The sequence below is a fragment of the Mesorhizobium sp. M0276 genome, assembly GCF_040321755.1.
GTDB lineage: Bacteria > Pseudomonadota > Alphaproteobacteria > Rhizobiales > Rhizobiaceae > Mesorhizobium.
In genome coordinates, this window is sequence record NZ_JAMYSC010000022.1 from 1 (window position 1) to 13,867 (window position 13,867).

Annotated in this window: 9 protein-coding genes and 1 pseudogene; 6 read left to right on the plus strand and 4 right to left on the minus strand. The window is 60.2% G+C overall.

The window, feature by feature from the left end; genetic code table 11:
* Positions 1-282 (plus strand): hypothetical protein (locus tag NKJ01_RS18325; RefSeq protein WP_352729916.1); only part of this gene is annotated, 282 nt, incomplete at its 5' end.
* A gap of 355 nt (positions 283-637) precedes the next feature.
* On the opposite strand, the gene NKJ01_RS18330 is transcribed toward NKJ01_RS18325, so the two are convergent.
* From NKJ01_RS18330 to NKJ01_RS18345, 4 genes and pseudogenes are all read right to left on the minus strand, one after another.
* Entirely contained in the window at positions 638-1,813 is a 1,176-nt protein-coding gene (locus NKJ01_RS18330; protein WP_352729918.1) for a glycosyltransferase family 9 protein, read from the minus strand.
* A 209-nt stretch (positions 1,814-2,022) separates the two neighbouring features.
* A pseudogene (locus NKJ01_RS18335) lies at positions 2,023-5,061 on the minus strand (efflux RND transporter permease subunit); the annotation flags it as partial.
* Positions 5,058-6,131, minus strand: a complete 1,074-nt coding sequence (locus NKJ01_RS18340) for an efflux RND transporter periplasmic adaptor subunit (protein ID WP_352729920.1) — start codon at positions 6,129-6,131, stop codon at positions 5,058-5,060. The pseudogene NKJ01_RS18335 and the gene NKJ01_RS18340, both read right to left, overlap by 4 nt.
* Positions 6,131-7,651 carry an efflux transporter outer membrane subunit gene (locus NKJ01_RS18345; protein ID WP_352729922.1) on the minus strand — a complete coding sequence of 507 codons (1,521 nt, stop codon included), beginning with the start codon at positions 7,649-7,651 and terminating at the stop codon, positions 6,131-6,133. The genes NKJ01_RS18340 and NKJ01_RS18345 overlap by 1 nt, the downstream gene beginning before the upstream one ends.
* Positions 7,652-7,991: 340 nt before the next feature.
* Between NKJ01_RS18345 and NKJ01_RS18350 the strand changes: the two genes are divergently transcribed.
* The 5 genes from NKJ01_RS18350 to NKJ01_RS18370 all read left to right on the plus strand — a co-directional run bounded on the left by NKJ01_RS18350 (position 7,992) and on the right by NKJ01_RS18370 (position 13,603).
* Positions 7,992-8,747, plus strand: a complete 756-nt coding sequence (locus NKJ01_RS18350) for a response regulator (protein WP_352729924.1) — start codon at positions 7,992-7,994, stop codon at positions 8,745-8,747.
* Positions 8,744-10,147, plus strand: coding sequence for a sensor histidine kinase (locus NKJ01_RS18355; protein ID WP_352729926.1), 1,404 nt, complete (start codon positions 8,744-8,746; stop codon positions 10,145-10,147). Before NKJ01_RS18350 ends, NKJ01_RS18355 begins: the two co-directional genes overlap by 4 nt.
* A gap of 573 nt (positions 10,148-10,720) precedes the next feature.
* A complete protein-coding gene (locus NKJ01_RS18360; protein ID WP_352729928.1) occupies positions 10,721-11,806 on the plus strand; it encodes an aspartyl/asparaginyl beta-hydroxylase domain-containing protein in 1,086 nt (361 codons plus the stop codon).
* A 209-nt stretch (positions 11,807-12,015) separates the two neighbouring features.
* Entirely contained in the window at positions 12,016-12,882 is an 867-nt protein-coding gene (locus tag NKJ01_RS18365; protein ID WP_352729930.1) for a MipA/OmpV family protein, read from the plus strand.
* Positions 12,883-13,114: 232 nt separating this feature from the next.
* Positions 13,115-13,603, plus strand: a complete 489-nt coding sequence (locus NKJ01_RS18370) for a class I SAM-dependent methyltransferase (RefSeq protein ID WP_352729932.1) — start codon at positions 13,115-13,117, stop codon at positions 13,601-13,603.
* Positions 13,604-13,867 lie beyond the last annotated feature (264 nt).

Consider the following 13,867-nt stretch of genomic DNA (forward strand, 5'->3'; position numbering starts at 1 on the left):
GATGGCTGCAATCGCGCGAAATCCTCTTGGGAGAGGGCTTTCAATACATGGTTGCGAATAAGGGATTGGGGCATGGCTCTCTCCCATACGGGCAAGAGCACGTACCTCTTACTGTCGGCTGCGTCCGAAGCGCTGGCGGCCGATGTGGGAAGCATAGGCTTCAAATGTGCGGATGACAAAATCTTACAGGACTGGCTGCCCTTTCGGGTAGGCCTGAGCCCCGAGTTGATCGAGGCGCAGGTCTTGGAAGTTCACATTCGTTCCTTTTGCTGGTGGTGGTGACGGTTTCTCATACAAGCAATTTGCGGGGCTCTGATGGATGGGGAAGATAGATAAGTAATTTCAGATAGTTGCGGGGGACCGTGTGCAAAAATCGCACAGGGAAGTTCTGCTTCTCTTCTTTTTTCGTTCCCACGATAGGGCCGCCGATAGCCCTTTTCGGGCGCTCTTCTGCCGACGATATAGACCGCTTCGATGCGGATGTTCGTCTGGATATCCGTGAACCTCATTGTTCGCTGCGGCGTGTGGAGAGAATCCTTCATGAAGCCAAGGCAGCTCCGCCATCGGGCGCGTGCTCTCGCCGCCAATCCGGGAAGGCCGGTATCGCCGCGCCGCCTGCTCTGAGCTTACCGGCTCGCTATCGGTTAAGCCTTTCTGACTCGATCAGATCGAGCGCGGCTGTGGTGACGTCTTCGACGCGCAGGCGATGGACGCAATAGACCTTGCCGGGATTGTTTGCCTTGCACAATTTGGGAGCGACGCATTGGCACGGCGGCCGGGGCGCCACGGTTCGATACGGAACTCCGACCGGACCCCATATGTCCGGTGGTGTCAGGCCATAGAGGCCGACGACAGGAGTCCCTACTGATGCCGCTAGATGCATCGGACCACTCTCATTTCCTAAAAACATAAAGGCGTCACCAAGCAATGCCGTCAGTGTCTCAAGTGATGCCTTCCCGACGACGCTCGCCACGGGCGACACAGCCAATGCGAGTATTTTCTCCTCGGCTGTTGTCTCGTCCGGTCCGCCAATCAGCAAAGACCGAACACCCGTGACGGCATAGATTTTATCGATTACCGCAGCAAACCGCTCGGGCTGCCAGCATCGCCCCTCAAATCGTGCCCCTGCATGCACGGCAACATAGGCATTTCTCCTCAGATATCTTTGCGCCAGGAGTTGTGTGCTTTCGCTTCGAGCGCCCAATGTCGGCACAAGCCTCGGTGTGACGTCAGCTACATCAAGGTCGAGAGCCTGCAGAGGAGAAAGGTATCGATACACGTAGTGGGGGCCGCCTTGGCCAAGCGGTGCGGCAAAAACATTTGCCGGCTGCCTCTCCCAGAATTTCATTGGCCGATCGGTAGGATGGAATCCAACCCGGATCGGCGCGCCAATCAAACGGTGCAGAATTCTGGACGTCTTGGAGTCACTCAGATCGATCGTGAGGTCAAACCGTCCCTGGCGGAGATCAGAAACCAGACTCGGATACTCTGCTAGACGCCGGAACAGGCTCTTCCCCTTGCCGCGGCGATCGAACCCGATTGCCTCATCAGCGATATTTTGGCTGGCGACGAAATGCCGAAGACCGGGCGCGCAAAGCATCGCTATTCTGGCACCTGGGTAGGCGAGGCGCAGATTGCGCACCAGCGCCGACGTCAAAACAACGTCACCAATGTACTTTGTCTGGATGATGAGAATCGACCCGACGGCAGGCCGGTCCATCGTGGCAAGCGCCGATCCCGTTTCGCATTTGCCTTCTCCGGAAAAGCGGACAGCGCGACGGTTCTCCGCCTGGGCTGAAGTGATGCAAGCCATCGGCCTCAATTCCGACGAGCTGGTTGTTTGGCAGCAGGAGGGGAGCGCCCGTCCGCTTGCGTGGCAGCCCACGTTGATGCCGCATCCGCCTCACGACGGCCGGGACGTGGTGGAAGTGGTTCCCAGGACCGCTTCTCCCGAAGCGTCGCCTCGAACCTACCTCCGTCTTCAGCCGTGGAAGCCGATGAGGGCTCATGCTCTCTTAGGCCGACAAGCCGCTTGAGAAGCCTGAGAAAGTCATCGACGAAGGTGAAGATGACGGGAATGGCAACGAGGCTGAGAACGGTGGACGTCATCAGGCCGCCGATGACCACAATTGCCATCGGTTGACGGAAACTGGAGTCGCCGCCGCTGAGACTGAGGGCTACCGGAAGCATGCCGCAGCCCATCGCGATCGTCGTCATGATGATCGGGCGAGCGCGCTTGTGGCAGGCGTCGACAAGGGCGTCAAAGCGCGAGAGACCGGAGCGCCGTGAGATGATCGCGTATTCAACCAGCAGGATCGAATTCTTCGTCACCACGCCCATCAGCATGAGCAGGCCGATCACCACTGGCATGGAAAAGCTCGTGCCGGTCAGCACCAATGGCAGCAGGGCGCCGCCAAGCGACAGTGGAAGCGCCATAAGGATCGTGACCGGCTGCAGGAAGTCATGGAAGAGAAGGACCAGCACGGCATAGATGCAGAAGATTCCGATCCCCATGGCGATGGCGAAACTGCCGAAGAGCTCGGAACTGCGATCCAATTCGCCTTGCTCGACGAGCTTGACGCCTTCCGGGAGGCTGTGAAGGGCGGGCAACGCCTGTGCCTCGCCATAGACATCGCCGAGGACGCGTCCGTTGAGTTCGACCGACAGCGTGACATTTCGTGAGCGATCGATGCGGCTGATCTCCGACGGGCTGCCGCCGATACCGATCTCGGCAACCGAGCCCAGATCGACGCTGCCCCTGGCCCCGGCAACGCGAAGATTGGCAATGTCGTCGAACGTCGTCCGATTGTTGGGATCAAACCGGACACGGATCGGAAGTTGGCGCTGCGGCAGGTTGAGCTTTGCGAGCGAGGAGGAATAGTCGCCGTTGGTCGCCACGCGAACCGCCTCGGAAATGGCTTCCGCCGTAACGCCGAGAGCGGCCGCGCGGTCGAGATCCGGGACGATCTGGATTTCGGGGGCCTGCAGGGAGGCACTGGAGGTGACCGCGCCGATCCCCCGCAGCGTGCGTAGTTGCTCTTCGAGCGCGCAGGCTGCCTGGCCAAGGGCATCGGGATCGTCGCTGGCCAGCGTGATTTCCAGTGTCGTGCCGTTGCCGCCCGTACCCACAGCGATCCTGGTGCCGGGAAGGACGGCGAGTGCCTGGCGGATGTCGTTCTCGATCTCGCTCTGCTTGCGGGTGCGGTCGCCGATCTTCTTCAGGTCGACGACGAGCGAGGCGGCCGCCGTATCGACGGTCGTCGAGGATTCGATCAGGTCACCTGAAGAGGCGCTTCCGACGGAGGAGAACACATGCGTCACGTCGGGCAGTTGGGAAACGATCTCTGCGGCTCGCCGCGTGATCGCTTCCGTCTGCTCAATCGCACTACCGGGCTGTAGCGTCAGGGCGACCTGGGTCTGCGCATCATCCGAAGCGGGTAAGAACCCGGAACTGAGGAACGGGATCGTCGAGATGGAAAGGCCGAGGAACAGGCAGACGCCAAGGACCGTCAGTTTGCGGCGCTGCAGGCAGGTCTTAACGAGGGCTATGTAGGCGCGCATGATGCGGCCGTCCTTCGCCTCGACGGGATGCGCCTTCATCATGTAGGCGGCCATCATCGGCGTCAGCAGACGCGCGACGACTAGTGAGGCGAGAACCGCCACGGCTGCCGTCACGCCGAACTGGCGGAAGATCAGGCCGGGAATACCGCTCATGAAGGCAGTCGGTAAGAAGACGGCGACGAGCGTGAAGGTCGTGGCGATGACGGCAAGGCCGATCTCGTCGGCGGCTTCGAGCGCGGCCTCCTTCGGCGGTTTCCCCATTTGCAGGTGGCGTGCGATGTTCTCGATCTCGACGATCGCATCGTCAATCAAGATGCCGACCACGAGCGAGAGCGCGAGCAGGGTCACCGTGTTGAGGCTGAAATCCGCAAAGTACATCACAAGGAAGGTCGGGATGACCGATAGGGGCAGCGCCACCGCCGAAAGGGCAGTCGCCCTCCAGTCGCGCAGGAACAGCCAGACCACGACGATCGCGAGGATAGCGCCCTCGTAGAGCATGTCCATCGAGCCGTGATAGTTTTCGACAATCGGTCCGATCGTACTGTAGGCCTCGACGATCTCGACATCAGGATTGGCGGCGGCGAAGTTCTGCATGGCCGCCTGGATGCCCGTCGCGACGCCCGTATCCGAAAAGCCGTTGGAGCGTTTGACCTGCACTGCGATTATCGGCTTGCCGTCGAGATAGGCGATCGACGACCGGTCGGCGAAGCCGTCCGTAATCGTGCCGATCTCGTCGAGACGCACCAGAGCGCCACCCGGAAGCGGGATCACAAGCGCCCTCAACGCCTCAATCGACGAAACCGCGCCGAGCGTGCGGATCACCTGCTTGCTGCCACCGATTTCCGCCCGGCCGCCTGAGGCGTCCGACTGCATGGATTTGAGCCGCGCGGAAACGGTCGCGGCGCTGAGGCCGAGCGAACTCATGAGTTGGGGATTGAGGTCGATATGCACCTCACGATTGATGCCGCCGATCCGGCTGACCTGGCCGACGCCGGGCACGGCAAGCAGGGCCTTCGTCATGTCGTTGTCGACGAACCAGGAGAGTTCCGTCTCATTGAGGCGCAGGGAGCGTACGGCAAGGGTAAGGATCGGTGATCCCTGCACCGTCGTTTTCGTCACGCTTGGTGTCTGCATCTCGGCGGGCAGGTCACCGCTCATACTGTCGACGGCATTGCGCACCTCGTTCAGCGCTGCCTCGCCGTCCTTCTCCAGTTGGAATGAGACATTGATGCTGACCGCGCCGTCCGTGATCGTGGTCGTGACGTGCTCTAGAAGGCTCAGTGAGGCGAGCTTGTCCTCGATCTTGCGTGCGACTTCGGTTTCAAGTTGCGCCGGTGCGGCACCTTCGAGCGCGGCATTGATCTGAACAGTCGGCAGCACCATGTCGGGAAAGTTCTGTACCGCCAGGCGATCGAAGGCGAGGAGGCCGCCAACGGTGAGCAGGATGAAAAGCAGGATTGCGGGAACCGGGTTTCGGATCGACCAGGCGGAAAAGTTCATCGTGCGTCCTCCTCTACCCGGACAAAGGTCCTATCCGAAAGGAAGGCGCCGCCCGTCGTCACCACGTCGGCCCAGAGATCAAGGCCGGAGAGGATTTCCACTTCGCTGCCATTGCGGCGGCCGGTTTCAACACGGACGCGTAACGCACGCCTGTCCGCATCCACGGTGAAGACGTAGGCGATGCCGTCGCGCATCACGAGCGCCGTCTCGGGCACGGTGACGGCCTGCGTGGTCGCAAGCTCAATCTGGCCGGTGACGTAAAGGCCGATGGGTGGGTGCGCCTCCGCCGGCAGCGCCACATAGGCGAGCACCCGTCCGGTATCGGTGCTGACCGTCGGCCCGACGAGCCGCACGGTCCCTTTGACGCGCCGCCCCTCCGGACCGACGATCGTGGCGGTCAGGCCTTCCTTGATGAAGGGCAAATAGCGTGCGGACACTTCCGCCTGCCACTCGACGCGCTGCTGGCGCACGAGACGGAAGAGCTCCGTGCCCGACGAGACGACAGCGCCGAGTTGGACCGAACGGGCGGTGATCAGCCCGTCGTCCGGGGCAGTAATGGTCGCCTGAGTAAGTTTGATCTTCTGGCTTTCCAGCGACGCTTCGGCGGATTCGACACCCGCGATCGCGGTCTGCTCGGCGATCAGGTACTCGGTGATCTTCTCCTCGGAAAGCGCACCGCTTGCCTGCACCTTGCGTGCTCGGTCCGCACTTGCCCTGGCCTTGGCGAGGTCTGCCTTCGCACTTGCCAGCACAGCCTCTTCCTTGCGCAGTTCCGCGCGTACCGTCTCGTCGGACAGCCGAACGAGGGGCTGATCCTTCGAGACGATCGACCCGACATCTGCAAGGACATCGGTCACACGTAGACCGCCGATTTCCGCGGCAATGACCGCCTCGTGCCAAGGCTTCAGCCAGCCGCTGGCGGGTATCGTTTCAGGCCATTGGCGTTCGGCGGGCTTTGCCACGGCGACGGTAAGCGCTGCGGCCTCGGTCTCTCGTGCGAGCGCGGGCTCTGCGGCGAAAACAAAGGCCCCACTCAGGAACGCGGCGAGGAGGAGAGGTGACGATCGCATCAGAGCGGGTCTTCTTTCGATTTTTGCGGCAGGTCCGTTGGGGATGAGGCGCCCGCACCCCAGCCGCCGCCGAGCGCCTTGTAGAGGGCGATCCAGTAGCGCACGGAGTCGCGACGGATTTCGATGAGCGAGAGCTCTGCGGACTGCGCCGAGCGCCGGGCGTCCTCACGGTCGAGGAGGCTTGCGCCACCGGCCTTCCAGTTCGAATCCACGGCTTTGAAATAGACGCGGTAGTTGCGGGCCGCGACACTGGCGTCGCCGATGCGCCGCCGCGTACTGACGATCCGCACCAGTGCGGTCTCGACTTCGGCGACCGCGTCCAGCACGCCTGATTTATAGGCCGCCACCGCCACGTCATATGCGGCTGTCGCGCTACCCACTGCCGCGCGGCGCGAACCACCGTCGAAGACGGGGATCGAGATGGCCGGGCCAAAGGACCAAGGCAGAGAGGCTCCCGTCAGCGATGAACTGTCGATCGTGACAGCGCCGCCGAGGCTGAGGCTCGGATAGAGATCGGCTTTTGCCGCGCCGATCTCGGCGAGCGATGCAGCGACCTCGAGTTCCAGAGAGTCGATGTCGGGGCGCTGCCGTAAGGCGTCGGCAGGCACGGCGGACAGCTTGAGGTTCTTCGGCGTCGGCAACCCCTGCTTGCCCATAGCCAGAATATCGCGGACGTGAGGCTCGTCACCGCCGGTAAGGCGGGCGAGAGATTTGACGAGAACCTCGCATTCGCCACGCTGGGCGGTCCGTGTCGAGGCCGAGGTAGCAGCACTTGCCCGGCCCAGCGCAAGGTCGGCGCTCGACGTAAGGCCGGAGGTTGCGGCCGTTTCCATTGCCCGGACCGTCTCGCGCTGCGAGGCAAGTTCGGTGGCATATACTTGCTCTAGCTGCCGGCAGGCACGGTACTGCACATAGTAGTCCGCCACCTCCGCCGCGAGTGAGACGCGCGCATCATGCCAATCGGAGGTCCGCTCTTGGACCCGCAGCCGCGCAGCCTCGCTCCTCTGCCGCATCTTGCCGAACAGATCGATTTCCCAGGAGGCGTCGAGACTGCCGCTCGTCGTCGTAGTGGCAGCAACCTGGTTGGCTTTGTTGCCGCCCGTGCCTGCGCGCGCGAGTAACCCCGAGCCGTCAATCGCGGGAAAAAGGCCGGCCTGCGTTGACGCCAGCGTGGCGCGCCCCTTCTCGATCTCTGCCGCAGCGGACTCGAGAGTGGGGCTTTGCGCCTGCGCCGACGCAATGAGGGCCGTCAGGGATCGATCGGAAAACGTCGACCACCAGGACACGAGATCCCCGGTCCGGCCGCCATGCGGAAAGGTCGCGTGCCAGACATTAGCGATCTTAAAGTCAGGTACGTGAACGCTGGCCACGGTCGTGCAGCCCGAGACGATCAGGCACGCCGCAATGCCACTTGTACCGACAATCCTGCGATAGGCAGCCTTTGTCGCGGCCTTCGATCGGCAGGCTTTTCGGCCTCGCGCTAAACAGCCAGCAAGAAAGGCCATCATGGTGATGGCCACCAGTCCATGCATGTCTACCGCCCTGTTCCGGGGTCGCCACCAGCGAAAACGTCAAGGTCTCCACAGGCAGCACCGCGTATGGCGATCGTTCGTCGCAATCGCTCCTGGGCGGCATTAATTCCGATTTGTCATTGCGGTGGGTTATGTATTGTTAAGAGTTGCTAAGGCGCAGCGGCCTGGCGCCGGCCGGAAGCACTGATCCGGCGCCGTGCATGGGATTGCTGCCGCAGAAGCAGCGGCGGTGGCCTGCCGGGGGGACCCGCAGCAACAAAATTAAACACAATTGTTGCTGACAGCCATGATGAGCAGCGTGTTATTCCGAAGGGGAAAGGGCAACAAAATGGCCAAGCCTATGGAAAACGTCGGATACGATGTCATCACTCCAGGTTCAGCCCGAATTCTCGTCGTCGAGGATGACCGGGATATAGCGACTATGCTGATCGATTTGATGAAGGAGGCGGGTTACAACGCCGAGACGGTCGGATCGGCCATGGAGATGGACCGCGTCCTAAAAAAGAGAGAGTTCAGCCTTATTGTACTGGATGGAATGCTGCCGGGAGAGGACGGTTTTAGCATTTGCAGAAGGATAAGGGCATCCGGTACGACACCCATCCTCATGCTCACCGCGCTTACGAAAGAGGTAGACAGGGTCGTTGGACTGGAAATGGGTGCCGACGACTACGTCACAAAACCATTCAGTTCCAGGGAACTCTTGGCGAGAATAAAGGCGCTGTTGCGCCGATCGTCGTACTCAAGCCAGGTCAAACCGAGTCAGGACCCAATGACGTTCGCGGGCTGGCGCATTGACCCTGTCACGCGCGAGTTAACCGACATTGACGGAGTGCACGTGCCGCTCACGACGGCGGAATTTGATGTGCTGCTTGTGTTCTGCGAGAATCCTCGGCAGGTGATGAACCGGCAAGACATACTTGCCCGCACCCACGCTGGCGCTGCCGGACCTGTCGAGCGCAGCATTGATGTGCATGTGAGCCGTATCCGGCAAAAGATAGAGCCGAACTACAAGGAGCCCACGTTCATCAAGACAGTTCGGCTGGGTGGTTACATCTTTACACCGGAGGTCGCGGTGGGCATATGATCGGTCGGTTCAGACGGGCGTCCATTCGCCTCCAGTTCGTCGTGCTGGCCGCGATCCCTATTCCGGCGGTGCTCCTTAGCGTTGTTGCGCTCTTGCCGGAGCCGTACATCTTCCAGGCCAAGCAAGTGGTTGCGGTCAGAAGCACACAGATCGAATTGATCGTAGGGCAACTCAGAAACAGCTCGGCCGATGCCGACGCCGAGAAGCTGCTGCGAGCGAGCGCTCCCATCGGTCTGGAGATGAGGATTCTGCCGTGGCGCGATGTTAACGTCGGGAGCGGCTACCAAGGGGATATGCAATTCATCGCCGATGACCTCCGCGACGTGCTGCCCCCTGATTTCGAGGCCACGGTTCTTCCCCAGGACGCCGAACACAATGCCCTTGCGGTACGTGTCGACGCCAAGCGCGGCCTCCTGGTCCGGTTCTCTGACGCCGATACTTATCCAGCCATCTTCGGCACGATTGTCGAACTCATTGCCAAGATTCTGATGTTGATCCTCCCGATGCTTCTGCTGGTGCTTTATATCGGTGGTGTGATCACGTCGCCCCTCGTCCGCTTTGCCGAAGCTGCAAAGAGCTTGCGGCTCGACGGCAACGACGAGCAGTTGTTCACTGATGCAGGCGCCAAGGAGCTTCGCATCCTCGCAACGGCGCTGAACGACATGCGGCGCGGAATTCGCAAGATGGTTGATGACCGCCTGCGCATGCTGACCGCCGTGAGCCACGACTTGAGAACACCACTGACGCGGCTGAGAATGCGCGTGGAGCGATCAAACGAGCTCCCTTCCAAACAAGCGATGCTTGACGATATCGCCACATTGACCGGAATGATCGAGGAAAGCCTCCAGTATCTCAGCAGCACGGCCCGCGACGAACCGCTTCGAAAAGTCGATATTGCGGCCCTGATGAAAACAATCGTTGCCGGGTTCTCCGATGTTGGACACACGGTGATCTACGTCGGTCCCGAGCGATTCGTATATACATGCAAGCAGAAAGGGCTGACGCGGGCAGTCACCAACATCGTGGAAAATGCCGTCAGGTTCGGCAAGATCGTGCATGTCCAACTATCCAATTATCCGCTAAGCAAGGTGTCCATTGCTGTGCAGGACGATGGCCCGGGCCTTGCTATGGGTCTTCACGAGAAAGCTCTTGAGCCGTTTTTCAAGGCAGATGAGGCCCGTTCCTCAACTACCAACAGCGGTTTTGGACTGGGTCTTTCGATCGCAGACGAGATCGCAAAGAGCCATGGTGGGTCGCTATCACTCGAGAACATATCGCCGCATGGGCTACGCGCGACGATATCATTGCCGCCGGCAAGGGTTGTTCCGCTTAAAAACAGCAAGACTGACGATATGCAAGGGCAGGCTTCAACACGGCAGGCGCTCGCCAAAGGCAGGTAGTCGACTGCATAGCACGACGTAGGGCACATGACGTTTGGGGAGCGGCGTTCAACGCCCTAGCGCGGTGAGGGGAGCCCCCGCAAGGGCTCATCCCTTCCATGAAGTCGGTGCGACCGCGCCACGTGCTTAAGCAGTTTCTTCATGTCTCTCAAGGAGACGCGGTCCGCGCGCATCATCTGTCTGATGAGAGGGTCTTTCAGGATGTCCGCACGGCGCGCGCGCCTATCATCAAGGGCCATAAAGGTTCTCCGTCTCTATCGCGTTAGGACGTAGCCGCGGCCGAGACCTTGGCGATGTCAAAACCGGGCCAAAACCAAGGCGGTTGGTGAAGTTTTGTTGCCGGCCACCGTGGTGCCTTTAGCAGACCATCGGCAACCGAGCTGGCCACGGCGATCGATGAGGTCGCCTCTTGGTGACGGCGGCGCGCTCAGTCGCCGCGCAAGATCCTACCGAACCGTCAAACCGACTCGTTCGCCAGCAAAACTTGCCGCGTGGCTGCCTCGGCACCGAAGGCGAGGGTACGGGAAACAACTCTTAATAATACAAATCCAAGGCAATGACAAATCTGAACTAATGCCGCCATCCGAACCGTGTGAGCGCGCGCTCTCGGACGACAACATCCTGAAGTGGCTGACTTGGGTCGGCGCAACGGGATCATCGATCAACATCGCGGCAACCGGCGCATTCAGGTCAAATCTCATGCAATTTCTTGTCGTTATGGCCACGCTTGTGGCCGCGAGCATCGTATACGTCTACCGTTTCCGCGGCGAAGCTCGTTACGAAAGCGTGTCAGAATACATTCGCAAGGGATGGCCGATTTTTTCGCCGTTGAATTGTGCGTTGTATATGACAACGCTACGGCGCGGATCAAAGGCTGTTCTCGACCCAGCAGATTTTCCCGAACTCGAGGTGCTGCGCCAAAACTGGCACACCATTCGCTATGAAGGCCTCGAACTGCTGCGCCAAAACTACTTCGACGCCACCAAACGGCCCGGCACCGCGGGGACCTATGACGTCGGCTTCCGGACGTTCTTCAAGTACGGCTGGAGCCGGTTTTACATCAAGTGGTACGGATATGAGCACCATTCCGCAAAACGCCTTTGCCCCAAAACGGTGCAAATCCTCCAGGGCGTGCCAAGCGTCCATGGAGCGATGTTTGCCTATCTCCCCAAAGGCGCGCAACTGACACGGCATGCCGATCCGATCGCCGTGTCACTGCGCTACCATCTCGGTCTTGTCACCCCGAACTCCGACGCCTGCTTCATCAATGTGGATGGCCGCAAGCTGAGTTGGCGCGACGGCGAGGTCATCATGTTCGATGAGACCTATCTGCACTTCGTGCGTAACGATACCGACTGCGACCGCCTTATCCTCATGTGCGACGTGAAAAGGCCCTTGAACCCGCTGGGTGCGGTGTTCAATTTCTTCTACCAAGGCCTGACACGAGCCACTGTGGTGCCCAACACCCCGGAAGACCATCGGGGCTTGGCCAACAGAGTCTTTGCGGGAATCGCGCCGCTCCTGGCTGGCACCAAGGCGCTGAAGTCGACGAACCGTCCCTTGTACCTCGCCATCAAATGGTCGGTGAATGCCTCGCTGTTGCTATTGGCGTTGGGGCTGATTGCCGGCGTAGCGCAGTTACTGAGCCAGCTTGTCTAAAGCGCAGTTTTAGCTTCGCATCCTGAGATGCATGATCTGAGCGAAGGCCGCGCGCTCGTGGCCCCGCCATAGCGGCGCAACATTTCTTAACGTCACAAAACCCAAAGCAACCTCGTAGTCCGAGATAGTGCGCCCGCTGGAGGTGCGACTGCGTCGGGCTTCCCTTTTGCCGTCTTTGAATACCTCCACAAATCCAGGAGCCGATTCGCATGTCAGCCACAAAGTGTCTCTCAACCCGCTCGCGGCATGCCCTTGTCGCCACGAGCCTCTCAGCCGTCGCTTTTTTCCCGTTCCAAGCAGGCGCAGCTGAACCCTTCGAGAACGAAGCGGCTGCAACAGCGCCCTCGGCGAACGCAGTCGACGAGAGACGGTACGGCCCCATACGCCAGAAGCTTGCCGACTGGAACGTGCTGCTTGCCGCCGGAGCCATGTACGCGCCAAAATACGAAGGATCCGATGAGTTCGAAGTCGTCCCGCTACCGATGATCTCGGCAACTATTGGTCGTCTTACCGTTGATCCGGGCGGACTGAGCATCGATGTGCTGGAATCCAACGGTTTCAAGGTCTCGGTGAAGGGCGGCTATGACATGGGCGGAGGGCGGAAGGAAAAGGATTCCAAGCACCTGAAAGGCCTCGGTGACATTGACGGCGGCGGTGTCGTCGGAGCGACGCTTTCATACGATGTGGGGCCGATGGAACTTTATGCGTCTGTCGACAAGACGTTCGGGGGCAGCGACGGCCTGACTGGTCAAATCGGTGCAAACGTTTCTCATCACTACAATGCATTTATTCTCTCTGCGGGCGCTTCGGCGACCTTCGCTGACAAAAATCACATGCAAAGCTACTTTGGGGTGACTGCTCTGCAGTCGGCAAGATCGGGGTTGCGGTATTATGGTGCGGGTGCAGGGTTTAAGCGCTTCGATATCGAAGCTTCGGTGACGTACATGGCATCGCAAAACTGGTTTGTGCGTGGCCAGGCAGGGGTCGGCTTCCTCACGGGCGATGCGAAGGACAGCCCCATCGTTCGGAAAACCGTGCAGCCTTCAGGGATGCTCGTGGTGGGCTATAGGTTTTAGAAATTTCGTACCTAATTCACCAGCGCCAACCCTTCGACGCTTTCCGGCCAGCACCAGCCCTAACTCTGCCCCGGCTGGCGTTTTCCGCTTAAGGCGTACGGATAATAAATACTGCCTGTCTGTAATGCGGAGCCACGCAATGTCGGATTCGACTACTCTATTTCGAACCTGGATGTCGGATCCCTTCCGGACGGCCTTGCTAGTGCCTTCCGGGAAAGCTCTAGCAGTGGCAATGACTCGCGAAATCAGTTCTGCGCAGTCTCCGGTGGTTGAGCTGGGTCCCGGAGACGGTGTCTTCACCCGACAGCTTATCCTGCGCGGCGTGCCTCAGGAGCGCATTGCGCTCGTCGAAAACGCTGCTTCCTTTGCCCGCGTGTTACGTCGCCAGTTTCCGGCTGCAGCCTTATTGGACATCGATGCGACGGAGTTGCGGCGATGCAATCCCTTCGACGGCGAAAAAATAGGCGCGGTGATCAGCAGCCTCCCGATTTCTACCATGCCGGCTTGGCGTGTATTCGCCATTCTGTACGGTGCCTTCCACATTCTTCGGCCGGGAGGAGCTGTCTATCAGTTCACCTATGGCTGGCGGTGCCCGGTACCTGACACCGTTCTCGACCGGATCGGGCTTGAGGCGACGTTTGTGGAATGGGTTTTCGCAAACGCGCCGCCTGCGCAGGTTTACCGAATCGCCAGAAGGTCGGACGCGACTGGAACAGTGTGATGAACTTCTCCGCTTGCCGTCTTGCTTCCCGGGCTAGCTAGCTCGTTCGCAATGACGAGAAGTTGCTGTCTCCGGCAAAACGACCGTGCGGGAAATGCACGGGATCGACAATCTAAGGGCAGGGGACGCATCGTTCTTGCCCCAAATCAACCGGGCGCTGGCGTGACCGGCGATGGCTTGTGGGGAGAGAATGTCGCGCATTTTCCCTTAACCAAGCGAACAAGGCTCAAGCGGAAGGGCCGAACCTCCGCCGTCGGAACGCCA